The sequence below is a fragment of the Eleftheria terrae genome, assembly GCF_030419005.1.
GTDB lineage: Bacteria > Pseudomonadota > Gammaproteobacteria > Burkholderiales > Burkholderiaceae_C > Caldimonas > Caldimonas terrae.
In genome coordinates this window covers 1,395,593-1,419,319 of the sequence record NZ_CP106951.1, presented here as the reverse complement: position 1 = coordinate 1,419,319, position 23,727 = coordinate 1,395,593, and the positions used below count along the sequence as shown (strand labels likewise).

General features: G+C 68.8%; 20 protein-coding genes. 7 read left to right on the top strand and 13 right to left on the bottom strand.

Annotation, left to right across the window (positions count from 1 at the left end; translation table 11 throughout):
- Positions 1–45: 45 nt before the first annotated feature.
- Entirely contained in the window at positions 46–642 is a 597-nt protein-coding gene (gene mog, locus N7L95_RS06225; protein ID WP_301258951.1) for a molybdopterin adenylyltransferase, read from the bottom strand.
- A complete protein-coding gene (gene yjgA / locus N7L95_RS06220) occupies positions 635–1,180 on the bottom strand; it encodes a ribosome biogenesis factor YjgA (protein WP_301258950.1) in 546 nt (181 codons plus the stop codon). The genes mog and yjgA overlap by 8 nt, the downstream gene beginning before the upstream one ends.
- A 94-nt stretch (positions 1,181–1,274) precedes the next feature.
- On the opposite strand from yjgA, the gene pmbA reads away from it, so the two are divergent.
- The 4 genes from pmbA (at position 1,275) to N7L95_RS06200 (ending at position 6,492) form a co-directional block, all read left to right on the top strand.
- Positions 1,275–2,657, top strand: coding sequence for a metalloprotease PmbA (gene pmbA / locus N7L95_RS06215; protein ID WP_301258949.1), 1,383 nt, complete (start codon positions 1,275–1,277; stop codon positions 2,655–2,657).
- Between the two features lie 179 nt (positions 2,658–2,836).
- A complete protein-coding gene (locus N7L95_RS06210) occupies positions 2,837–3,919 on the top strand; it encodes a TRAP transporter substrate-binding protein (protein ID WP_301258948.1) in 1,083 nt (360 codons plus the stop codon).
- Between the two features lie 238 nt (positions 3,920–4,157).
- The gene (locus tag N7L95_RS06205; RefSeq protein WP_301258947.1) at positions 4,158–5,240 is read left to right on the top strand and encodes a TRAP transporter substrate-binding protein; all 1,083 of its coding nucleotides are present in this window, start codon (positions 4,158–4,160) and stop codon (positions 5,238–5,240) included.
- A gap of 169 nt (positions 5,241–5,409) precedes the next feature.
- Positions 5,410–6,492, top strand: a complete 1,083-nt coding sequence (locus N7L95_RS06200; protein ID WP_301258946.1) for a TRAP transporter substrate-binding protein — start codon at positions 5,410–5,412, stop codon at positions 6,490–6,492.
- Between the two features lie 36 nt (positions 6,493–6,528).
- Here N7L95_RS06200 and N7L95_RS06195 read toward each other — a convergent pair whose 3' ends face one another.
- From N7L95_RS06195 to N7L95_RS06175, 5 genes are all read right to left on the bottom strand, one after another.
- The gene (locus N7L95_RS06195) at positions 6,529–6,876 is read right to left on the bottom strand and encodes a protein tyrosine phosphatase family protein (protein ID WP_301258945.1); all 348 of its coding nucleotides are present in this window, start codon (positions 6,874–6,876) and stop codon (positions 6,529–6,531) included.
- 28 nt (positions 6,877–6,904) lie between these two features.
- Positions 6,905–7,351, bottom strand: a complete 447-nt coding sequence (locus tag N7L95_RS06190; RefSeq protein WP_301258944.1) for a GatB/YqeY domain-containing protein — start codon at positions 7,349–7,351, stop codon at positions 6,905–6,907.
- 161 nt (positions 7,352–7,512) lie between these two features.
- Positions 7,513–7,725, bottom strand: coding sequence for a 30S ribosomal protein S21 (gene rpsU, locus N7L95_RS06185; RefSeq protein WP_012346814.1), 213 nt, complete (start codon positions 7,723–7,725; stop codon positions 7,513–7,515).
- A 229-nt stretch (positions 7,726–7,954) separates the two neighbouring features.
- Complete coding sequence (locus tag N7L95_RS06180) at positions 7,955–9,190, bottom strand: BaiN/RdsA family NAD(P)/FAD-dependent oxidoreductase (RefSeq protein ID WP_301258943.1); 1,236 nt, start codon at positions 9,188–9,190, stop codon at positions 7,955–7,957.
- Positions 9,191–9,257: 67 nt separating this feature from the next.
- Positions 9,258–10,385 carry a sterol desaturase family protein gene (locus tag N7L95_RS06175; protein WP_301258942.1) on the bottom strand — a complete coding sequence of 376 codons (1,128 nt, stop codon included), beginning with the start codon at positions 10,383–10,385 and terminating at the stop codon, positions 9,258–9,260.
- A 174-nt stretch (positions 10,386–10,559) separates the two neighbouring features.
- Here N7L95_RS06175 and N7L95_RS06170 point away from each other — a divergent pair, with 174 nt between their 5' ends.
- Both N7L95_RS06170 and N7L95_RS06165 read left to right on the top strand, forming a co-directional pair.
- The gene (locus N7L95_RS06170; RefSeq protein ID WP_301258941.1) at positions 10,560–11,732 is read left to right on the top strand and encodes an MFS transporter; all 1,173 of its coding nucleotides are present in this window, start codon (positions 10,560–10,562) and stop codon (positions 11,730–11,732) included.
- A 68-nt stretch (positions 11,733–11,800) separates the two neighbouring features.
- The gene (locus tag N7L95_RS06165; RefSeq protein ID WP_301258940.1) at positions 11,801–12,427 is read left to right on the top strand and encodes a LysE family transporter; all 627 of its coding nucleotides are present in this window, start codon (positions 11,801–11,803) and stop codon (positions 12,425–12,427) included.
- Here N7L95_RS06165 and cobA read toward each other — a convergent pair.
- The 5 genes from cobA to nirB all read right to left on the bottom strand — a co-directional run bounded on the left by cobA (position 12,408) and on the right by nirB (position 20,191).
- The gene (gene cobA / locus N7L95_RS06160) at positions 12,408–13,205 is read right to left on the bottom strand and encodes a uroporphyrinogen-III C-methyltransferase (protein WP_301258939.1); all 798 of its coding nucleotides are present in this window, start codon (positions 13,203–13,205) and stop codon (positions 12,408–12,410) included. The two genes, N7L95_RS06165 and cobA, sit on opposite strands and share 20 nt — an antisense overlap.
- Positions 13,189–14,148 (bottom strand): DNA-binding protein YbiB, encoded by a 960-nt coding sequence (gene ybiB, locus N7L95_RS06155; RefSeq protein WP_301258938.1) that lies wholly within the window; start codon positions 14,146–14,148, stop codon positions 13,189–13,191. The genes cobA and ybiB overlap by 17 nt, the downstream gene beginning before the upstream one ends.
- Before the next feature lie 350 nt (positions 14,149–14,498).
- Positions 14,499–17,291 (bottom strand): nitrate reductase, encoded by a 2,793-nt coding sequence (locus N7L95_RS06150; protein ID WP_301258937.1) that lies wholly within the window; start codon positions 17,289–17,291, stop codon positions 14,499–14,501.
- A gap of 38 nt (positions 17,292–17,329) precedes the next feature.
- Positions 17,330–17,713, bottom strand: a complete 384-nt coding sequence (gene nirD / locus N7L95_RS06145) for a nitrite reductase small subunit NirD (RefSeq protein WP_301258936.1) — start codon at positions 17,711–17,713, stop codon at positions 17,330–17,332.
- Positions 17,714–17,746: 33 nt separating this feature from the next.
- Complete coding sequence (gene nirB, locus N7L95_RS06140; protein WP_301258935.1) at positions 17,747–20,191, bottom strand: nitrite reductase large subunit NirB; 2,445 nt, start codon at positions 20,189–20,191, stop codon at positions 17,747–17,749.
- A gap of 178 nt (positions 20,192–20,369) precedes the next feature.
- Here nirB and N7L95_RS06135 point away from each other — a divergent pair, with 178 nt between their 5' ends.
- Entirely contained in the window at positions 20,370–22,070 is a 1,701-nt protein-coding gene (locus tag N7L95_RS06135) for a bifunctional protein-serine/threonine kinase/phosphatase (RefSeq protein WP_301258934.1), read from the top strand.
- A 70-nt stretch (positions 22,071–22,140) separates the two neighbouring features.
- Here the strand turns inward: N7L95_RS06135 and N7L95_RS06130 are convergent, their stop codons facing one another.
- Positions 22,141–23,412 (bottom strand): MFS transporter, encoded by a 1,272-nt coding sequence (locus N7L95_RS06130; protein ID WP_301258933.1) that lies wholly within the window; start codon positions 23,410–23,412, stop codon positions 22,141–22,143.
- Between the last annotated feature and the right edge of the window lie 315 nt (positions 23,413–23,727).

The following is a 23,727-nucleotide window of genomic DNA, read 5'->3' as shown; positions in this document are numbered from 1 at the left end:
GCGCTGCGTGCGGCGCCGCCAGCGCGCTGCGGCCGGTGTCCTTCCTCAGGCCTGTGCCGGCCGCAATGCCGACTTGGGCCGGAAGGCCTTGCACACCGCCGGGTCGCACTCGAGGTAGGGGCCGCCGATCAAGTCGATGCAGTAGGGCACCGCGGCGAAGATGCCGGGCACCACGGGCTGCCCTTCGGCATTCGTCAGGCCTTCCAGCGTCTCGGCGATGGATTTGGGCTGGCCGGGCAGGTTGATGATCAGCGCCTGGCCGCGGATGACCGCCACCTGCCGCGACAGGATGGCAGTGGGCACGAAGCGCAGGCTGATCTGGCGCATCTGCTCGCCGAAGCCCGGCATGACCTTGTCAGCCACCGCAAGGGTGGCTTCCGGTGTCACGTCGCGCAGCGCCGGGCCGGTGCCGCCGGTGGTCAGCACCAGGTCGCAGCGCTGCTGGTCCACCAGTTCGCGCAGGGTCGCGCTGATGGTGTCCTGCTCGTCCGGGATCAGGCGCGCCTCCCAGTGCACCGGGTTGCGCACCGCGCGGCCGATCCAGTCACGCAGGGCCGGGATGCCCTTGTCCTCGTACACGCCGCCGGACGCGCGGTCGCTGACCGAGACCACGCCGATGCGCACCGGGTCGAACTCACTCATCACCGTTGTCCTCCGCCAGGTGGGGCTTGATGAACTGGAACAGCTCCCGGTAGGCACGGCCGTTGCGCTGCTCGGGCGTGGCGGCCGCGTCCTTGCGGGCCGCACGCACCAGGCTGCGCAACTGCTGCATGTCGCTGCCCGGGTGTTCGGCCGCCCAGCGGGTGACCGCGTCGTCGCTGGCGACCAGTTCGGTGCGCCACAGCTCGGCCCGGTGCAAGGACAGCGTGTCCTTCGCCCGGCCCAGCTGCTGGGCCGCCACGGCTTCGCGGATCTGCTCGACATCGGCATGGCGCATCAGCTTGCCGATGTACTGCATCTGCCGGCGCAGGCCTTCGTGCGACCGGGTGCGCTTGTACTGCTGGACCGCGTCGCGCAGCGAGTCGGAAATCTCCAGCTGCGCCAGCCGGTCGTCGGTGAGCTGGGTCAGGGCCTCGCCCAGCGCCTGCAGCTCGTGCGAGTCCTTCTTGCGCTGGGTTTTGCTCGGCCGCGTGTCGAGGTCGTCTTCTGCGGGGTCGCGGGGCTCGGAATCGTGCTGCATGGAAAGGCCTGGCGGGGCACTCGCCCCGATGAACAACTGGGTGGGTATGATAAAGCGGCCGTTTATCCAAGGCCTGCCCGGCCAGAACCCGACCATGCCCAATACCGCTGCTTCTTCCCCCACCCGTGGCTTTGCCTATGCCCAGGACCAGTTCCGCGAGCTGGTCGAGGATGCCCTGGCCTTCGCACAAGCGCAGGGGGCGAGCGATGCGGCGGTGGAGGTGTCCGAGGGCGTCGGCCTGTCGGTCTCGGTCCGCAAGGGCGAGCTGGAGAATGTCGAGCGCAACCGGGACAAGTCGCTTGGCGTCACGGTCTACCTCGGCCAGCGACGCGGCAACGCGAGCACGTCCGACTTCTCGCGCGCCGCACTGGAGCAGACGGTGCGCGCGGCCTACGACATCGCCCGCTTCACCGCCGAAGATCCGGCCGCCGGCCTGCCGGACGAGGCGGACCTGGCCCTGGGCGAGGCCGCCGAGCGCGACCTCGACCTCTTCTATCCCTGGGACATCGATGCCGAAGCTGCGGCCGAGCTGGCCCGGCGCTGCGAAGCCGCCGCGCTGGAAACCGACCGCCGCATCACCAATTCCGAAGGCGCCGGCGTGTCGGCCCAGCAATCGCATTTCTTCGCCGGCAACACCCGCGGCTTCCGGGGCGGCTATGCCAGCTCCCGGCATTCGCTGTCGGTGGCGCCCATTGCCGGGCGCGGTGCCCAGATGCAGCGCGACGCCTGGTACACCTCGATGCGCGACCCGGCCGAGCTGGCCGCTGCCGAAGCGGTGGGCCGCTACGCCGCCGAGCGCGCGCTGTCGCGCCTGAAGTCGCGCAAGATCGCCACCTGCGAGTGCCCGGTGCTGTTCGAGTCCACGCTGGCCGTCGGCCTGCTGGGCAGCTTCGTGCAGGCCACCAGCGGCGGTGCCCTCTACCGCAAGGCGAGCTTCCTGAACGACAGCCTGGGCACCCGCGTGTTCCCCGAGCACGTCGACATCGCCGAGGACCCTCACATCCCCAAGGGCAAGGGCAGCGCGCCGTTCGACGACGAAGGCGTGGTCACCCGGGCCCGCCATGTCGTCAAGGGCGGGCAGGTCGAAGGCTACTTCCTGTCCAGCTACTCGGCGCGCAAGCTCGGCATGCGCACCACCGGGCATGCCGGCGGTTCGCAGAACCTGTCCATGACCAGCCGGCTCACCCAGCCGCAGGACGACCTCGACGCCATGCTGCGCAAGCTCGACCGCGGCCTGTTCGTGATCGAGCTGATGGGGCAGGGCGTCAACTACGTGACAGGCGACTATTCGCGCGGCGCGGCCGGTTTCTGGGTCGAGAACGGCCGCATTGCCTATCCGGTGCACGAGATCACCATCGCCGGCAACCTGCGGCAGATGTGGCAGGGCATCCAGGCCATCGGTGCCGACGCCTACACGATGGGCTCCAAGACCATCGGCTCGGTGCTGATCGACCGCATGAAGGTCGCCGGCTCCTGAGGCCGGTGGTCCGGCGATAGCACAGCCCGGCTGAACGCCCGCTGAGAAAAGCGGGGCTCTACGTAGTATTGCGAACAGGAATGCTCCCCGTGTTGCCGGGGGGCGCCGCTTCCTAGAATGGGTCGGCACCGGTGGCGGTATGCCGGCCGGGCTTGTGTGATCACTACGAGGATTCGAACATGGAGCGCCGTTCCTTCATTCGCAGCACCGGCATCGCCGGGGTGCTGGCAGCGGGTGCCGCCCCTGCCGTCGTGCAGGCCCAGGCCAATCTTCGCTGGCGTCTGGCTTCCAGTTTCCCGAAGGCGCTCGACACGATCTATGGCGGCGCCGAAGTCTTTGCGAAGAAGGTCGCGGAGCTGAGCGGCGGCAAGTTCAACATCTCGGTGCATGCCGGTGGCGAGCTGATGCCGCCCTTCGGCGTGGTCGACGGCGTGCAGAACGGCACCGTCGAGCTGGCCCATACCGCGCCCTACTATTTCTTCGGCAAGGACGACACCTTTGCCATCGGCGGGGCGATTCCCTTCGGCCTGAATTCGCGCCAGATGACGGCCTGGATGCAGGAAGGCAACGGCATGACGCTGATGCGCGAGTTCTACGCGCAGTTCAACATCATCAACTTCTCCTGCGGCAACACCGGGGCACAGATGGGCGGCTGGTTCCGCAAGGAGCTCAAGGGGCTGGCCGACGTGAAGGGGCTCAAGTTCCGTGTCGGCGGCTTCGCCGGCAAGGTCATCGAGCGCCTGGGCGGCGTGCCGCAGAACATCCCTGGCGGTGAGATCTACCAGGCGCTGGAGAAGGGCACGATCGACGCCGCCGAGTGGATCGGCCCCTACGACGACCAGAAGCTGGGCTTCGCCAAGGTGGCGCCGCACTACTACTACCCCGGCTGGTGGGAAGGCGGCCTCGAGCTGTCGCTGTACATCAACACCAAGGCCTATGCCGGCCTGTCGGCCGAATACAAGGCCATCATCGATGCGGCCTCGGCCTACGCGCATGTGGACATGCAGGCCAAGTACGACGCCCGCAACCCCACCGCGCTGAAGCAGCTGGTGGCACAGAAGGTCAAGCTGCTGCCCTTTCCGAAGGACATCATGGATGCGGCCTTCAAGGAGTCGATGGCGCTGTACTCCGAGCTGTCGGCCAAGAACCCGAACTGGAAGAAGGTCTACACCGACTACGCCAACTTCCGCCGCGACCAGAACCTCTGGTTCCGCTTCACCGAGGCGCAGTTCGACCGCTACATGCAGGCCGCCAAGCTCTGACCCCCGCATGACAGGACCGGGGCGATGGCGCTGCCGCGAGCGGCGGGTGCCACGCCCGTGCCTGCCCGACTGGCTTGCGCCAGCCTGACGGCCGGCGCCGGGGTGGAGTGCTTGCCACGAGGGGAAACCCCTCAGCGTCCGGCGGCAACCCCACTCCTAGAATCGCTCACGCCGGTCGCACCGGCACGCCCTGCAGGGCGGGCTGCCCGCGATCCTACATATCGACAGGAGATTGTTCATGGAGCGTCGTTCCTTCATCCGCAGCACCGGCATCGCCGGCGTGCTGGCAGCCGGTGCGGCACCGGCCGTCGTGCATGCGCAGGCCAACGTGCGCTGGCGCTGTGCCTCCAGCTTTCCGAAGTCGCTCGACACCATCTATGGCGGGGCTGAAGTCTTCGCCAAGAAGGTGTCGGAGCTGACCGGCGGCAAGTTCCAGATCACCGTGCATGCCGGTGGCGAGCTGATGCCCCCGTTTGGCATCGTGGATGGCGTTCAGAACGGCACGGTCGAGATGGGCCATACCGTGCCCTACTACTACTTCGGCAAGGACCCGACCTTCGCCATCGGCGCGGCCATCCCCTTCGGGCTGAACTCGCGCCAGATGACGGCCTGGACCTTCGAGGGCAACGGCCTGAAGCTGATGCGCGAGTTCTACGCGCAGTACAACATCATCAACTTCGCCGGCGGCAACTCCGGCGCCCAGATGGCCGGCTGGTTCCGCAAGCAGGTGAAGAGCGTGGCCGACATGAAGGGGCTGAAGTTCCGCATCGGTGGCTTTGCCGGCAAGATCATCGAGCGCCTGGGTGGCGTGCCGCAGAACATCCCCGGCGGTGAGCTGTACCAGGCGCTCGAGAAGGGCACCATCGACGCGGCTGAATGGGTCGGCCCCTACGACGACCAGAAGCTCGGCTTCCACCGCGTTGCGCCGTACTACTACTACCCGGGCTGGTGGGAGGGCGGTCCGCAGATCGACTTCTTCATCAATACCAAGGCCTACGAGGCGCTGTCGGCCGAGTACAAGGCGGTGGTGCAGGCGGCCTCCGCGTATGCGCACGTGGACATGCAGGCCAAGTACGATGCCCGCAACCCGATCGCGCTGAAGCAGCTGGTGGCCCAGAAGGTGCAGCTGGTTGCCTTCCCCAAGGCGCTGATGGATGCGGCCTTCAAGGAATCGATGGCGGTCTACGACGAGCTGTCCACCAGCAACCCGAACTGGAAGAAGGTCTACGCCGACTACGCCGCCTTCCGCCGAGACCAGAACCTGTGGTTCCGCTTCACCGAAGCGCAGTTCGACCGCTACATGCAGTCGGCCAAGCTCTGAGGCCGCGCGGCACCCGCTCCAGCCCCGCCTTGGCGGGGCTTTTCTTTTTCCGCTCGGCCGGCGAGGGCCGAATGGGTAAACCCTTGCAGGAAGCTGAAAGTTGCACTCCTAGAATCTTCAGACAAACAGTGATTCATTCACAGCTTTCATGTCGGAGAGGAGCACTTCCATGCAACGTCGTTCCTTCATACGGCACACCGGCCTGGCCGGCGTGCTGGCCGCCGGTGCGGCACCAGCCGTGGTGCGCGCGCAGGCGGCGCTGCGCTGGCGTCTGGCGTCGAGCTTCCCGAAGTCGCTGGACACCATCTACGGCGCGGCCGAGGTGTTCGCGAAAAAGGTGGCCGACCTCAGTGGCGGCAAGTTCCAGATCTCGGTGCATGCCGGCGGCGAGTTGATGCCGCCCTTCGGCGTGGTCGACGGCGTGCAGAACGGCACGGTCGAGATGGCGCACACGGCGCCTTACTACTTCTTCGGCAAGGACGAGACCTTCGCCATCGGCTGCGCGATTCCCTTCGGGCTCAACTCGCGCCAGATGACGGCCTGGATGTACGAGGGCAATGGGATGAAGCTGATGCGCGAGTTCTACGCGCAGTACAACATCGTCAACTTCCCGGGCGGCAACACCGGCGCACAGATGGGCGGCTGGTACCGAAAGGAGATCAAGACGCTGGCCGACATGAAGGGCCTGAAGATGCGCATCGGCGGCTTTGCCGGCCGGGTGCTGGAGCGGCTCGGCTCGGTGCCGCAGAACATCCCTGGCGGCGAGATCTACCAGGCGCTGGAGAAGGGCACCATCGATGCGGCCGAATGGGTCGGCCCGTATGACGACCTGAAACTGGGGTTCAACAAGGTGGCGCCGGTCTACCACTACCCCGGCTGGTGGGAGGGCGGCCCGCAGCTCGACTTCTTCATCAACACCAAGGCCTACGACGGCCTGTCGTCGGAATACAAGGCGATGCTGGAAGCGGCCTCGGCCTTCGCCCACATCGACATGCAGGCCCGCTACGACGCGCGCAACCCGGCAGCCCTGAAGCAGCTGGTGGCCGCCAAGGCCCGGGTGCTGCCGCTGCCCAAGGCGGTGATGGATGCCGCCTTCCGGGAGTCGATGGCGCTGTACTCCGAGCTCAGCGCGAAGAACTCGAACTGGAAGAAGGTCTACGCCGACTACGCGAACTTCAGGCGCGACCAGAACCTGTGGTTCCGCTTCACTGAAGCGCAGTTCGACCGCTACATGCAATCGTCCCGCCTGTGAGCGGGAGGCCGCCTGCCCTCAGGCAGGCGGCAAGCCTCAGCCGCGGGTGGCGGTGGCCGCCTGGAACAGGCGGGTGCACCGCCCGCCAGAGCGGCAGAAGGCCAGCACCGGCTTGGGCAGCGTCTCCAGCAACTCGGCGAAGCGGGCGATCTCCTCGGGGGTTTGCACCGAGGGGCTCACCGGCAGGTGCACATACTGGAGGCCGGCCGCCTTGGCAGCCGCCTCCATCTGCTCGCTGGTGGGCTGGGTCGGGCCGCCTTCATGGTCCGGGCGGTTGTTGATGACACTCTTGAAGCCGGCCTCGGCAGCCGCCTGCATGGCCGCAGGCTCGAGCTGGGGCGCGACACACACTTCACTGGACAACTGCTGGATCGGCAGGCTCATCGTCTTCTCCCGGTGGGGTGGTGGCGAATTATCGGCTCAGCGCCTGCTTGATGGCGGCGGAGACCTGGCCCATCTCGGCCTTGCCGGCCAGCCGGGTCTTGGCCACGCCCATCACCTTGCCCATGTCGCCCGGGCCGGCAGCGCCGGTTTCGGCAACGATGCGGGCCACCTCGGCGGCAATCTCCTCGGCGCTCAGCCGCTGCGGCAGGTAGGCCTCGAGCACCTTGATCTCGGCGGCTTCCTTGTCGGCGAGGTCGGTGCGACCGGCAGCGCTGTATTGGGTGTGGGAGTCCTTGCGCTGCTTGATGAGCTTGTCGACGATGCCGACCACGGCCACGTCGTCCAGCTCCACGCGCTCGTCGACTTCCTTCTGCTTCATGGCGGCCAGCAGCATGCGAATGGTCGAGAGGCGCTCGACTTCCTTGGCGCGCATCGCTGCCTTCATGTCTTCGGTGATCTGGTTCTTCAGGCTCATGGCGGTCTCTGGCGAAACGAAGGGGTGATGGTACTGCGTCGCGGCAGGCGGCGGCAGGGCGGAGGTGGGTGGCGCGCCAAAGCGGCCCAACAACGAAAAAGCCCGCGTGGGCGTCCCCAGGCGGGCTTTGTCAGTGCGCTGTCGGCGAGCGCGTCAGCGGATCAGTACAGCTTCTTGGGCAGCTGCATGCTGCGCACGCGCTTGTAGTGACGCTTGACGGCGGCGGCCTTCTTGCGCTTGCGCTCGGCGGTCGGCTTTTCATAGAACTCGCGGGCACGCAGCTCGGTCAGCAGGCCCAGCTTTTCGATGGTGCGCTTGAAGCGGCGCAGGGCCACGTCGAACGGCTCGTTTTCTTTGACGCGAATGGTAGTCATTGAGAGATCGGATCCTTGGATACGTGCGTTGCCGCCAAGACGGTGTCTGTTCACTGTGTGCTGCAAGCTAGGCCCAGGTGTACGGGCTGGGCTCACGGCGAAAAGACAGCGAAATGCGACGGACGCGGGTTTGCCAGCAAAGACCGCGATTATAGGTAGAAATTTCGCAAATGCAAAATGCCTGCTGGATTCCACTGCTGCGAGCCGTCGCCGCGGGCCGTGGCCTGCTTCACGCTTGCGGTGCCGCCTCGCGCGGGGCCGACTGGCTCGCCGCGAGCGCCCGTGCGCAGGCAGCCGCGCTGGCCCAGGCCCATTGGAAGTTGTAGCCACCCAGCCATCCGGTGACGTCCACCACCTCGCCGATGAAATACAGCCCGGGCACGTGCCGGCTCTGCATGTCCTGCGAGCCGAGCTCCCGCGTGTCCACACCGCCGGCGGTGACCTCGGCCTTGCGATAACCCTCGGTGCCGGCGGGCAGCAGCTCCCAGCGATGCAGCCGCTGGGCCAGGCCGTCGAGGTCCTTGTCCTTGACCTCGGCGATCGGCCGGGTGGCCAGCTGCGGCACGGCAGCCAGCCAGGTGTCGAGCAGCCGTGCCGGCAGCAGGCCGTGTAGCTCGTTGCCCAGCTGCTTGCGCGAGCCGGCCTTGGCCGCGCGCAGGTGGGCGGCCAGGTCGAGCTGGGGGGCGAGATCCAGTTGCAGCGGCTGTCCGGGCCGCCAGAAGCTCGAGATCTGCAGCACGGCCGGTCCGCTCAGGCCTCGGTGGGTGAACAACAGGTCTTCGAGGAACTCGGTGCGAGCCTTGCCGGCACCGGCGGCAATGCGCACCTCCAGCGAGAGGCCGGCCAGTGCGGCATATGGCGCAAAGGCTTCCGACGTGAAGGTGAGCGGCACCAGCGCCGGGCGCGGCTCGACCAGCCGGTGGCCAAACTGGCGTGCCAGCCGGTGGCCGAAATCGGTCGCACCGATCTTCGGAATCGACAGGCCGCCGGTGGCCACCACCAGGCGGGGCGCCTGCACCGGGCCGCCCGAGGTGTCCAGCTCGAAGCCCCGCACGCCGTGCCGTACGGCCTGCACCTCGCACGGCTGCCAGCGCTGCACCCGGCCCTGCTCGCATTCACGCAGCAGCATGGCGATCAGGTCTTCGCTGGAGTGGTCGCAGAAGAGCTGGCCCTTGTGCTTCTCGTGGAAGGGGATGCGGTGGCGCTGCACCAGCGCAATGAAGTCCTGCGGGGTGTAGCGGGCGAGCGCCGAGCGGCAGAAGTGCGGGTTGTCGGACAGGAAGTTGGCCGGGCCGGCGTCGCGGTTGGTGAAGTTGCTGCGGCCGCCGCCGGAGATACGGATCTTCTCCGCCACCTTGGCTGCATGGTCGATGAGCAGCACCTTCTGGCCCAGCTGGCCGGCAATGCCTGCACAGAACAGCCCGGCGGCGCCTGCTCCGATGATGACCGCGTCGAACTTCTGCATGGCGCGGGATTATCGTCCCTCGCCCGATCGGCGACGATGCGCCGGCTTCAGGCCGGGCGCCGCGACGTCAACCCTTCCACGTGAACGGAAACTTCAACTGCTTCCAGAAGCCCACCGGCACATAGTCGCCCAGCACGCCGTAGTCGCGTGGCCACTTGCGGTCGGCCTTCACGGCGGTGCCGAAAAGATGGTCGAGGAAGGCGAAGTGGGCCGCGTAGTTGCGGTCCAGCGCCTCCTGGTCCTGCGAGTGGTGCCAGTGGTGGAAGTTGGGCGTGACCAGCAGGTAGCCGAGCGGTCCGAGCCGGACGTCGACATTGGCATGGTTGAAAACGGCTTGGAAGCCGACGATGACGATGTAGGTGTCGATGACTTCCTTGGAGAAGCCGAGCACGAAGATCGGTGCCAGCACGAGCGTGCGGGTCAGCACCAGCTCCAGGATGTGCTGCCGGGAGCCGGCCAGCCAGTCCATGCTTTTCACGCTGTGGTGCACCGCGTGCAGCCGCCACAGCGCCGGCACCTCGTGGTAAGCCCGGTGGGTCCAGTACTGCACCAGGTCGGCCACCAGCACGATCAGGAACAGCGCGACGGGGAAGGGCAGGTCCTGCACCCAGGCCTGCACCCCGTCCTTGACGGCCCAGCCAAAGAGCTGGTGCACCAGCAGGTTGGTGGCCAGCAGGATGAAGCCCACCACCATGTGGTTGACGATGAAGTGGTGCAGGTCGCACTGCCATTCGGCACGGAACACGGGCTGCTGGCGCCGCAGCGGGAACAGCTTCTCGATGAAGATGAAGATCAGCGTCGAGCCGAGCAGGTCGAGGATGAACCAGTCCAGGCCGATGTAGGGCGTGTGGTCCGGGAAGTCGTTCACCGGCACCTTGTGCCCGCCGAGCGCCAGCGTCAGGGCCACCAGCGTGAAGGCCGCGAAGGACAGCCAGCGCACGCGGCCGAACACGACGTTGAGCAGCGCGGTGGAGCCGGCGATGACCATGGCCCAGTACATCACGCTGCGCAGGGTCTGCACATCGTAGGACTTGCGCAGTTGCGGCGTCGTCAGGTATTGCGGGAAGTGGAAGGCCAGCACCCCCAGGAAGCACAGCAGGGCCAGGGTCAGCGCCACCACCCCGGACACCATGCCGGTGCCGCGGCGCAGGTGGCCATGCGACTCGCCCAGTTGATTGATCTTTTCCAGCAGCATGACCCCGTCCCTTCCAACCGGCGCGGCAGCGGCAAGGTGTCGCGGCCTGTGTCCCTCTCAGTGCCCGGCAATTATCCGGGCAGTCCTGCATCCGTCACCGTCTGCTCCCTAGAATGGGGGGATCCTCCCTGCAGTGCTCCTCGACGGGTGCTGCATCCAACCGGTTGTTCCCCCATGTCCGCATCCACCAGCGGGTCCCTGGCCCGCCCGTCTGCTTCGCTGCGCGCTGCACGCTGGGGCACGCGTGCCAACTTCTTCTGCGCCGGCTTCCTGTTCGCGACCTGGGGTGTGCACGTGCCGACGGTGCGTGCTCACTACGAGATTGGCGAATGGGCGCTGAGCATGGCGATGCTGGCGGCCGGCGTCGGTGCCTTGCTGGGGCTGTCGCAGGCCGGCCGGCTGATCGGCCGCTATGGGCCGAAGTCGGTCGCCTGGGTGTGCGGCCTCAGCTCCACGGTGGCGATCGGCTGCCTGCTCAGCTTTCCAAGCTATCCCGGGTTGCTCGCAGCGCTGGCGCTGTTCGGGGTGATGAGCAGCGTGTTCGACGTGGCTATCAATGCCGAGGCGTCGGAGCTGGAGCGGCAGGAGGGCCGGCCGCTGATGAGTGGCTTCCATGCCCTGTTCAGCCTCGGCGGCATGGCAGGCGCGGGCCTGGGCAGCCTGCTGCTGGGGTGGCTGGTGGACCCGAAGAGCCACCTGCTGTGGGCCGCCGTGGCGACGGCGGTGGCGATATGGGCGGGCTGCCTGCAGATGCTGCCGCATGTGGCTGCACCGTCCGAGCCAACGCGCTTTCGCCTGCCGAGTGGCGTGCTGCTGCTGCTGGGCGTGCTGGCGGCGCTGGGATTGGTGTCCGAAGGCGCCATGTACGACTGGAGCGTGCTCTTCATGCAGAAGGAGCTGGGCAGCCCGCAAGACCTGGCGGCGCTTGCCTATGCGAGTTTTTCGGGCGCGATGGCCGCGGCCCGTTTCGGCGGCGACTGGCTGCGCGCCCGGGTGGCGGCGGCGCCGCTGATGTTCGCCAGCGCCTTGCTGGCGACGCTGGCGATGGCGATGGTGCTGCTGGTGCGCGAGCCGGTGGTGGCGCTGATCGGTTTCGCACTGGTGGGAGCCGGGCTGGGCAATGTGGTGCCGGTGCTGTTCAGCGCGGCAGCCAGCGTGCCGGGCACCACGCCGGCCCATGGCATCGCGGCGGTGTCCTCGGTGGGCTACCTGGGCTTCATGGCCGGCCCGCCGGTGATCGGCATGCTGGCCGAGGGTTGGTCGCTCACGGCGGCCTTGTTCGTGGTGGTCCTGTTCGCCGGCGTGCTGGCAGCAGCCTCCCGGCGGGCACTGGCACAGGTGGGTTGAGCCGTCGGCTCGCCGGGGCGTGCGGTGGTGCGCTGCCGCGTCAATGACAAATGCAGAAGGGGTGAGGGATGAGCTGGGATGCGTGGTGGGTGTTCTTCTTTGCAGCCTGGGCCATTGCGCTGTCGCCGGGCTCGGGGGCGGTGCTGTCGATGAGCCACGGGCTCTCCTACGGCTTTGCGCGGGCCAGCGTCACCATCCTGGGGCTGCAGGCGGGCCTGCTGTTCATCCTGGTGGTGGCCGGCGCGGGTCTGGGCGCGGTGCTGCTGGCGTCGGAAACCGCCTTTGCCGTGGTCAAGACGGTGGGCGCGCTCTACCTGCTGTGGCTGGGTGTGCAGCAGTGGCGGGCGCCGGCGGCGCGCCAGGCCGGCCAGCAGGTGGCCCCCATGTCGGCGCGGCGGCGGTTCCTGACCGGGGCGCTGACCAATGCCACCAACCCCAAGGGCATCGTCTTCATGGTGGCGGTGCTGCCGCAGTTCATCGATCCGGCCGGCCCCCTGGGACTGCAGCTGTTGATCCTGGGCGCGACGATGACGGCGGTCGATCTGGTGGTGATGCACGGCTACGCGCTGCTGGCGGCCAACCTGCAGCGCTGGCTGCGCAGCGAGCGGGCCGGCCGCTGGCAGAACCGGTGCTTCGGCGGCGTGCTGATGCTGGTGGGTGCGGCGCTGTTCTTCGTCAGGCGGCAGCCGCACTGAAGGGGCTGGCCGCCGCGCTGGCAGCCGCCAGGCCGCGCAGCACATCGCCCACGATGATGACGGCCGGGCTGCCGAGGCCTTCGCGCTCCAGGGTTGCCTGCAGCTGGCCCAGCGTGGACAGCGCCTGGCGCTGCCCGGGCAGGCTGGCGTGCTGCACGATGGCCAGCGGAGTGCCGGCCGGCAGGCCGCTGAGCAGGCCGGCCTCCAGCTGGGCCGCCTGGGCCACCCCCATGTAGATCACCAGCGTGAAGCCTTGCGCCGCCGTAGCGGCCAGTTGTGGCCAGTCCAGCGGTGCGCCGTCGCTGCGGGCGTGGCCGGTGACGAAGATCACGCCGTGCGCATGGTCGCGGTGCGTGAGCGGCGCCCCCAGGCTGGTGGTGGCCGCCAGGCCGGCGGTGATGCCGTTGACCACTTCCACCTCCACGCCCGCGGCCCGCAGGTGCTCCTGCTCCTCGCCGCCGCGGCCGAAGATGAAGGGGTCGCCACCCTTGAGCCGCACGACCCGCTCGCCCTTGAGTGCCTCGTTGAGCATCAGCCGCCCGATGAAGTCCTGTGGGGTGCTGCTGCAGCCGCCGCGCTTGCCCACCCTCACTACACGCGCGCTGCGCCTGGCATAGCGGAGCACGCCTTCGCTGACGAGGTCGTCCACCAGCAGCACGCTGGCGCGGCGGATGGCCTTGACGGCCTTGACGGTGAGCAGTTCGGGATCACCCGGGCCGGCCCCGACGAGCGTGACTGTGGGGCGGCGGGCGGCAGCGGCTTCAGGCAGAGCGTTCATCTCGGTCCGTGATGGCGATCGGTAGACGCCGCAGGGAATGCAAGATGCATTCCACTTGCTGCAGCAAGGCCGGGGGGGCTGGCTTCTCGCCGCTGACCACGCTCTGGATATAGACGGCGGTGGTTGGCGCGTCGCACTGCCGCGGCAGCAGGGGCATCTCGGTCAACACCCCTTCGCGGGCCGGCACGCTCAGTGCCGGCTGGGGCTGGCCATGCAGGAACACGTCCATGCGGGGCGTGCGGCGCGGGTCGGCCACCGGCTCGCCCTCGGTGCCGCGCATCAGCAGCGCGTTGGCACCGGTCTGCTGCAGGAACTGGGTCAGGGTGCTGCCGTACTCGGGATGGGTGTAGTTGACCACCCGCAGCGCGCTGCCCGGGGTGCAGGGGTCCAGCAGCTTGGCCACCGTGTGGCCGGGGTTGCGCAGGCCGATGACCCAGCGTGCATCCAGCAACCTCGCCAGCGGCGGGCACAGCCGGTCGGTGCGGATGTAGACCGGTTCGCGCCGCCGCCAGGCCTGCTGAATGCCGGCAGCGTCCTGCGCCACCGGCAGGCCGAGGTCGCGGAAGATGTCGGCCGTGGTCACCCGGGCGGGGTCTTCGGGCATGCCGTGGATCAGCACCGGCACGCCCTCCTGCGCCAGCAACAGGGCCAGCAAGGGCGTCAGGTTGGGCAGCCGCCGGGCCCCGTTATAGGACGGCAGCACCACGGTGGGGCGCATGCATTCGATGGGCAGGCAGCGCTCGACAGTGGCGGCCAGGAATCCATCCAGCTCGTCCAGCGATTCGCCCTTGATGCGCATCGCGATGGCAAAGGCGCCCAGCTCGAGGTCGCTCACCTGGCCGTCGAGCACCTGGGACATCAGGTCGTGTGCCTGCTCCCGGTCGAGGGCGCGCGCGCCCTCCTTGCCGCGGCCGATCTCCTTGATGTATTTGGCGATGCTCATGTGTCTCCTTGGCTGGGATGCCGGCCATCGAGTGGCCTTGCAGGGCGAACCGCAATTCTCAGGCCATTCGCATGGCTGCGGCGTGGGCGAGGCCGCCTTGGCGCGACGCGGGGGCTGGGGCCGTGGTTGGCCCCACCCGGCGCGCCACGACGCAGAACACGAAGGATCCGGGAATGCTGCAGGCGCCGCGGGGCACCGAGCCGCCAGGGGCAGCTGCATCCCTGCTTGCCCGCGGTGCGCGCCGTGTTCCCTGTCTTCCCGCGCCGAGCCCTGCCGATGACGCGTGGCGGCGATCCACGCTCGCAGCAGCCGCGGGCGCCGGGGACACGGGCACTGCCGCGGGCCGGTCCTCAAGCCACGCTCAATTGCAGGCGGATCAGGCGCTTGAGCTCCGGCACGCAGGAGCCGCAGTTGGTGCCGCACTTGAGCCGCTCCTGGAGCTGCGACAGCTGGTGGTCGGCCGGGCCGCTGCAGCCTGGCAGGGCCTGGGCGATCTGCGGCTCCGAGACGTTGAAGCAGGTGCAGACCTGGCGGCCTCGCGCCTGCACCGCCACCGGTGCCTTGGCCCCCGGCACCAGCAGCAGCCGGCCATAGGCCTGCGCCGGCAACTGGTCCTGCAGCACGGCCTTGATCCAGGCTTCGGCGCTGGTGTCACCGGCCAGCACGAAAGCATGCAGCCGGCTTTCCTTGCCGCCCTGCGGCACCAGGCGCATGGCACGGCGCTGGCCGCGCCGGGCATCGTTGTAGCGCAGCACGTCGGCACCGCTCAAGCCCAGCAGTGCCTCGATGCGCGTCACCACTTCCGCCGCCGGCGCGTCATGTGCCGCGGCGCGGAACTGCAGGCCCGACAAGCCGTCCGCACTCGGTTCGCGGCCGAAGGGCACGCAGCTGGCGAAGGGGAAGGCGCGCATCAGGGTGCGCAACTCGGCGCGAGCGCGCAAGGCCTGCTCCTGGGGCAGCCAGCCGACTGCCAGCAGCGACCACGGCAGCTCCGCCTTCAGCACCTTGACTGCGGTGTGCTTCAGCTCGGGTTGCCGGGAGCTCGGGCAGTAGGCCGGCGTGGTGAGCGCATTGATGCCGCGCGCCGGCTCGCCGGTGCTGGTGCTGCCGGACAGGAATTCCTCGCCCCAGTGCATCGCGATGAAGGCCTGCGAGGGGCCGACCTGCTCGCTGGCCTGCGCCGGCAGCACGATGGAGCCACGCCTCGACGTGACGTAGACCAGATCGCCGTCCTTGAGCCCGCGCCGCTGCATGTCTTGCGCGTGGAGCTGCACCGCCGGCTCCGGCACATGGCCGAACAGGCGGCCCAGCGTGCCGGTGCGGCTCATGCCATGCCACTGGTCGCGCAGGCGGCCGGTGTTGAGGCTGAACGGGTAGCGAGCGTCGCGCGGCTCGGCCACCGCGGCATACGCCACGTTGGCGAAACGGGCGCGGCCGTCGGCGGTGGGAAAGTGGCCGTCGGCATACAGGCGGGGCGTGCCGCTGCGGGCGCCTTCGGGCATGGGCCACTGCTGCGGGCCGGCGCTGTCCAGCAGGGCGTAGCTGAGGCCGGTGATGTCGAGGTCGCGTCCGCGGGTGCTTTCCCGGTGCTCGCACCAGACGTCTTCCGGCGTCTCGTAGGGAAAGAGGGTGTCGCGGCCATGCAGGCGGTGCGGCAGGCGGCGCTCCAGCCGGCGGGCGAAGTCGACCACCGCCCGCCAGTCATGCCGGGCCTCGCCGGGCGCCGCCACGGCAGGGCGCACGCGGCTGATGCGGCGCTCGCTGTTGGTCACCGTGCCGTCCTTCTCACCCCAGCTGGTGGCCGGCAGCAACAGGTCGGCATAGGCGCAGGTGGCGGTCGAGGCAAAGGCTTCCTGCACCACCACGAACTCCGCGCGCTCCAGCGCGCGGCGCACGGTCGCTTGGTCGGGCATCGACTGTGCCGGGTTGGTGCAGGAAATCCACAAGGCCTTGATCTCGCCGCGGGCCGCCGCTTCGAACATCTCCACCGCGGTCTTGCCAGGCGTGGCCGGTACCTCGGGCACGCCCCACAGCGCGGCGACCTCGGCGCGGTGCTGTGGATTGGCGAGGTCCCGGTGGGCGCTCAGCAGGTTGGCCAGGCCGCCCACTTCGCGGCCGCCCATCGCATTGGGCTGGCCGGTCAGCGAGAAGGGGCCGGCGCCGGGCCGGCCGATCTGGCCGGTGGCCAGGTGCAGGTTGATCAGCGCCGCGTTCTTCGCGGTGCCGCTGCTGCTCTGGTTCAGGCCCTGGCAGTACAGCGAGAGCACCGAGGCGGACTCGCCGAACCAGCGCGCCGCCTGCACCAGCGCGGCTTCATCGATGCCGCAGATGCGCGCCACTTCACGCGGCGTGTAGTCGCGCACCGTGGCCTTGAGCGCCTCGAAGCCGTGGGTGTGGGCCTCGATGTAGCGCGTGTCGATGCGGCCGTCCCACAGCAGCAGGTGCAGCAGGCCGTGGAACAGCGCCACGTCGGTGCCCGGCAGCAGCGGCAGGTGCAGGTCGGCCACCTCGGCCGTCTCGGTGCGCCGGGGGTCGGCCACGATCAGCTTGAGCGCCGGATTGGCGCGTCGTGCCTCCTCGATGCGGCGAAACAGGATGGGATGGGCCCAGGCCGTGTTGGCGCCGGCGATGAAGATCAGCTGGGCATGGTCGATGTCTTCGTAGCAGTTGGGGGGGGCGTCGGCGCCCAGGGTCTGCTTGTAGCCAGCGACCGCGCTGCTCATGCACAGCCGGGAGTTGGTGTCGACGTTGTTGGTGCCGATGAGCCCCTTGGCCAGCTTGTTGAAGACATAGTAGTCCTCCGTCAGCAGCTGGCCCGAGATGTAGAAGCCGACCGCGTCCGGGCCGTCGCGCTCGACGATGCGGGCGAAGCGCTCCGCCGCCTCGTCGAGCGCCGCGTCCCAGCCCACGGTCTGCGGCACCTCGCCGCGGCGGGCTCGCCGCTGTGGATGCAGCAGCCGCGCCTGCAGCGTCACCGGCGCGGCGGCCGTCAGGTGCAGCGTGCTGCCCTTGGTGCAGAGGCGGCCGAAGTTGGCCGGGTGCGCGGGGTCGCCGCGCACCCCGGTGATCTGCTGCCCCTGCGATTCGATGATCACGCCGCAACCGACGCCGCAATACGGGCAGGTCGAGCGGGTTTCTTTCATGCTGGCCCCTTGCTGGTCGGTGATGGTCGCGGGCGTCTTCAGGCGGCCACCAGGCGGATGACGGCCTGCGCCTCGGCCAGGCCGGCGTCGAGAGCGAGGCGGTTCAGCTCGTCCAGGTCGAGGTAGACCTGGCCGTCCTCCACTTGCACGCTGAACTTCTGCGTGCAGCCGACGTCCGGCGCCTGGGCACAGCCGTCGGCCAGGCCAATGGTCCAGTTGTGCAGCGGGCAGGCCACGCTTTCGCCGAACACGATGCCCTGCGACAGCGGGCCGCCCTTGTGCGGGCAGCGGTCGAGCAGCGCGAACACCTTGTCGCTGGCGCTGCGGAAGATGGCAACGTCACAGGCGCCGGGGCGGGCGACGCGGCGGGCGCCGAGCACCGGGATGTCGTCGACGCGGCAGATGGCTTTCCATTGGCTCATGATGCGGGGCTCCTTGCTTGTTCTTGGATGGCTTCAGGCCGACAGCGGCTCGAACTGGCGGGTGTCGACCCGCGCCTTGTCGAACTCGAACCAGGGATCGGGCTCGCCGTCCAGCGCGAACTGCAGCCGCTCCCACAGGGCCTTGCGGTTGGCGGCGTCTTCCAGCACCGCCTTCTTGATGTGCTCCATGCCGACCCGCTGCAGGTAGTGCACGGTGCGCTCCAGGTACCAGCCTTCCTCGCGGTAGAGCTGCAGGAAGGCGCCGCTGTACTCCAGCACCTCCTCGGCGGTCCTCACCTTGCAGAAGAAGTGGCCGGCTTCGGTCTTGATGCCGCCATTGCCGCCGATGTAGAGCTCCCAGCCGGAGTCGACCCCGATCACGCCGACATCCTTGATGCCCGATTCCGCGCAGTTGCGCGGGCAGCCGCTGACGGCGAGCTTCACCTTGTGCGGCGCATACATGCGCCACAGGGCGCGTTCCAGGTCCTTGCCCATCTGGGTGCTGTCCTGGGTGCCGAAGCGGCACCATTCGCTGCCCACGCAGGTCTTCACCGTCCGCAGCGCCTTGGCATAGGCATGCCCCGAGGGCATGCCGATGTCGCGCCAGACGTTGACCAGGTCTTCCTTCTTGACGCCCAGCAGGTCGATGCGCTGGCCGCCGGTCACCTTGACGGTGGGAATGCGGTACTTGTCCACCACGTCGGCGATGCGGCGCAGCTCGGCGGCGGTGGTCTCGCCGCCCCACATGCGCGGGATCACCGAGTAGGTGCCGTCCTTCTGGATGTTGGCATGCGAGCGTTCGTTGATGAAGCGCGACTGCGGATCGTCCTTGGCCTCCTTGGGCCAGGTGGAGATCAGGTAGTAGTTCACCGCCGGGCGGCAGCTGGCGCAGCCGTTGGGCGTGCGCCACTCCATGAACCGGAACACGCTGTCGATGGTGATGAGCTTGTGCTCGCGGACGGCCTGGCGCACCTCGGCATGGCTGTGGTCGGTGCAGCCGCACAAGGCCTTCTTCTTCGGCGTCGCCGAATAGTCGCCGCCCGCGGTGGACATCAGGATCTGCTCCACCAGCCCGGTGCAGGAGCCGCAGGAGGCGCTGGCCTTGGTGTGCTTGCGCACCTCGTCGAGCGTGAACAGGCCTTTCTCCTTGATGGCCTTGCAGATGGTGCCCTTGGTGACGCCGTTGCAGCCGCACACCTCCGCATCGTCGGCCATGCTGGCGGCCTTGTTCTGGCCTTCGTGGCCGGCCACGCCGAGGTGGGATTCGCCGAACATCAGCTTGTCGCGGATCTCGCTGACCTTGCGGCCTTCACGCAGTAGCTGGAAGTACCAGCTGCCGTCCACGGTGTCGCCGTAGAGGCAGGCGCCGACCAGCTGGTCGTCCTTGATGACGAGCTTCTTGTAGACGCCACCATAGGGATCGCTCATCACGATCTCCTCGGTGCCGTCGCCGCCCATGAAGTTGCCGGCCGAGAACAGGTCGATGCCGGTGACCTTCAGCTTGGTCGACACCTGCGAGCCGGTGTAGCGGCCGATGCCGAACTCGGCCAGGTGGGTGGCGCAGACCTTGCCCTGCTCGAACAGCGGTGCCACCAGGCCGTAGGCGATGCCGCGGTGGGCGGCGCATTCGCCGACCGCATAGATGCGCGCGTCGGTGACAGTCTGCAGGGTGTCGCTGACGACGATGCCGCGGTTGCAATGCAGGCCGATCTTCTCGGCCAGCGTGGTGTTGGGGCGGATGCCGGCGGCCATCACCACCAGGTCAGCCGGCACCTCCTTGCCGTCCTTGAACTGCACCGCCATCACACGGCCGGCACGGCCGCCGTCCTGGTCGCCGATCAGGGCCGCGGTCTGGGCGCCGAGCAGGAACTTCAGGCCGCGCTCCTCGAGCGACTTCTGCAGCAACTTGCCCGCCACATCGTCGAGCTGGCGCTCCATCAGCCACGGTGCGATGTGCACCACGCTCACCTGCATGCCGCGCAGCATCAGGCCGTTGGCCGCCTCCAGGCCCAGCAGGCCGCCACCGATCACCACCGCGTGCTTGTAGCGCTGCGCAGCCTCGATCATCGTGTTGGTGTCCTGGATGTCGCGGTAGGCAATCACGCCGTCCAGGTCCTTGCCCGGCACCGGCAGGATGAAGGGGTTGGAGCCGGTGGCCAGCAGCAGCCGGTCGTATTCGGCGGTGGTGCCGTCCTCGGCGGTGACGACACGCCGGCGCCGGTCCACGTCGACCACCTTCTTGCCCAGGTGCAGGGTGATGCCGTGCTCGGCATACCAGTCCAGCGGGTTGAGGACGATCTCGTCCAGCGTCTGCTCGCCGGCCAGCACCGGCGACAGCAGGATGCGGTTGTAGTTGGGATGCGGCTCGGCACCGAAGACGGTGATGTCGTAGAGGTCGGGGGCGATCTTCAGCAGCTCCTCGAGCGTGCGCACGCCCGCCATGCCGTTGCCCACCATCACCAGTTTCATCTTCCTCATGGTCTTACTCCAAGGCTATGCGCCGACGGGTTCAAGCGAAAAGGGTGCCAATACGCAGTGCGTTCGCTGCGTCCTTGGCTTGAAGCGGGCCGGCCGGGCGCACTGTTTTGGCGCCGCGCAGCTTCCCGGGGACAATGCCCGCCGGCGCGCATGGCGCTGCACAGCAGGCAGGGACAAGATGGGTTTGGAAGTGGACGTCGGCCACTGCAGCGAGCGCGGCCCGCGGCCCGGCAACGAGGACTTCGCGGCCGCCGTGGCGCCCCCGCCCGGCGAGGCCGCCCGTGGCTGGATCGCTGCGCTGGCCGACGGCGTCTCGGCGGGGGGCCATGGCGCCGAGGCGGCCCAGACGGCCGTGCTGAGCCTGGTGCGCGACTACCACGCCACCCCCGACACCTGGGACACCACCGTCGCGCTCGACCGCCTGATTGGCGCCCACAACGCCTGGCTGGCCGACCACAACCGCCGCCGTGCCGGACCGGCTGCCATGTGCACGCTGACGGCGGTGGTGCTGCAGGGACAGGGCTACACGGTGGCGCATGTGGGCGACACCCGGGCCTGGCTGCTGCGCGACGGCGAGTGCGTGCAGCTGACGCAGGACCACAGCTTCGACCATCCCGATCTGCGCCACCGCCTCATGCGGGCCCTGGGCCTGGACGACCTGGTGCGCGTGGACTACCTGCAAGGCCGGCTGCAGGCCGACGACGTGCTGCTGCTGACCAGCGACGGCGTGCACCGCGCTCTCAAGCGCAGCCGGCTGGCGGCGCTGGCCCTGCACGGCGACGCCAGCCTGGCCAGCGAGGCCATCGTGCGCGAAGCCGTTGCCGCGGGCAGCCGCGACAACGCCACCGCGCTGGTGATGCGGGTGCTGCACCTGGCCGAGGCCCGGCTGGAGGACATGCTGCTGCTGGGCCGCCAGCTGCCGGTGCCGCCGCGGCTCAAGGCCGGCGACCGCCTGGACGGGCATGTCATCGAAGTGCTCGTCAGCGACGACGGCGTGCATCGCCTCTACCGGGCGCGCGAACCGGTTCGCGGCGAGCCGGTGGCCCTGAAGACGCTGCACGAGGCGCGCGCCGCCGACCCGCAGGAGCGCGCGATGCTGGCGCACGAGGCCTGGCTGGGCAGTCGCGCCGGCAGCGGGTTCGTGCGCCTGCGCGAGCAGCGCGACGCCAGCGCCTTCTACCTGGTGTTCGACTGGCATGAAGGCCAGACGCTGGAGCAGTGCCTGGCGAGTGGCCGGCGCTTCGGCGTCGACCAGGTCGTGGCCGCCGCGCTGGCCGTGGTGCGCGCCCTGGGCGGGCTGCATCGGCAGGGTGTGATTCATCGTGACATCAAGCCCGCCAACCTGCACCTCGGCGTCGATGGGCAATGGCGCGTGCTCGACCTGGGGGCCGCCGTCTCCGGTCGCGAACCGCAGGCGCAGCGCCTGTTGCATGCCGGCACGCCGAGCTACATGAACCCCGAGCAGTGGCCCGGCCCCCACGGGGACGCCGAGCCGGCCGATGCCGCGAGCGACCTCTACGCGCTCGGTGTCACCCTGTATCGCTGGCTGACCGGTCGGCTGCCCTATGGCGAGATCGAGCCCTACCAGAGCGGGCGTTTCCGCCGCGACCCGTGCGCGCCGTCGCGCAGCCGGCCCGACGTGCCGATCTGGCTGGACCATGTCGTGCTGAAGGCGGTCGCCCGCGAGAAGGCCCAGCGCTTCGAAACCGCTGAGGAGTTCGCGCTCGCGCTCGAACGAGGTGCCTCGCGCCCGCTGCCCGCCCCGGGGGCCACCCCGCTGGTGGCCCGCGACGAGGCGGCGCTGTGGAAGATCGGCCTGGGGCTGTCGCTGCTGTTCAACCTGCTGCTGGTGATCTGGCTGCTGTTCCTGCCGCGTTGAACCGCAGCAGGCAGCAGGCGGGCAGTGGGCGGGGCGCCGGCGCATCGTCATCTCGTGCATGCCTCCGCGCTCACTCGGCCTGAGTGGTGTAGCGGGCCCGGCCATAGTCGTGCGGGGCCGGCGTTGTGGCTGCCGGCGGGCGCGCGCGGCCCCCCTTCTCGGCCCAGGTGCGGGTCCAGCGGATCTGGGCCACCCGCAGCACCAGCAGCATCAGCAGCGCCAGCACCGCGAAGACGACAAAGCCCCAGAGGTAGCTGCCGGCATGCTGCTTGGACAGGCCCATCGCGTTGGGCACCAGGCCGCCGCCCAGCGCGCCGACCTCGCCGATCATCGAGCCCGCCACTGCGGTGCTCAGTGGCCAGCGCAGCGGCACCAGCTGGAACAGCGCCCCGTTGCCGGCACCGAGCGCCGCGAAGCAGAGCATGAACAGCAGCGTGGTGACGACCACCGACTGCCCCGCCAGGCCGCACAGCACCAGGCAGGCGGCCACCATCAGCAGCACCGCCGTCAGCGTGTTGACGCCGCCGATGCGGTCCGAGATGTAGCCGCCCACCACCCGTACCGCGGAGCCCATCAGGGTGGCCAGCATGGTGAGCTGACCAGCCTCGATCTTGGTCACCTTGAACTGGTCGTAGAAGTAGGTCGGCAGGAAGCTGGACAGGCCGATGAAGCCGCCGAAGGTCACCACGTAGATCAGGCTGAAGACCCAGCCGTCCTTCTCGAACAGGCAGGACAGGTGCTCGCGCAGGGTCTGGTGCTCCCGGTCGGGCGGCTCCTTCGCGGCCAGCCACATCACGGCCATGGGCAGCAACATCGTGAAGGCCGCCATGCCGTACACGGCCTGCCAGCCATAGTGGGTCGCCAGCGGTGGGGCAAACAGCACCGCCAGCACGGTGCCGGAGTTGCCCGCACCTGCCAGGCCCATCGCCAGGCCCTTGTATTGCGGCGGGAACCAGCCCGAGCCGAGCGACAGCGCCACACCGAAGCTTGCGCCGGCAATGCCCAGCAGCACGCCCATGGCCAGTACCGAGTCATAGCTGTCGACGAAGAAGTAGCCGAAGGCCAGTGCCAGCACGATCAGGCTCATCTCGACCATCGCCGCGTTCTTGCGCCCGATGTACTGCGCCAGCACGCCGAGCGGGAAGCGCATCAGCGCGCCGGCCAGGATGGGCACCGACACCATGAAGCCCTTCTGCGCTGCGCTGAGCTGGAAGGCCTCGCCGATGAAGGGCCCCATGGCGCCGTTGAGCACCCAGATGGCGAAGCAGAAATCGAAGTACAGGAAAGAGGCCAGCAGCGTGGGCCAATGACCTGAGGAAAGAAAGCTCTTGTAGCCTGCCATGAAGCGACTCCGGACGGATGGAACGTGGACGGGGATGGATTCAGGCCTGGCCTGCACGGGAGGTCGGCGCGGGCGACGAGCGCCGACCGGCGGCAGGGCGGGGCAGGGGGGCCGGCAGGGGGCGGCCCGGGTGAATGGGGGCGTGGCGCATGATGCTCTCCAGCAGGAACAGGGTCCTCGCCTGCGGCGGGGACATGGAGGCACATGGCTGCGCACGGCGCTGTGCGCATGGCCGGCGGTGCTGTGACCGGCCTGGGTGCATCGTCACACCCGAGGCGATGCAAAAGCAACGTCCATGCCAAAGCTTCCGCGCTT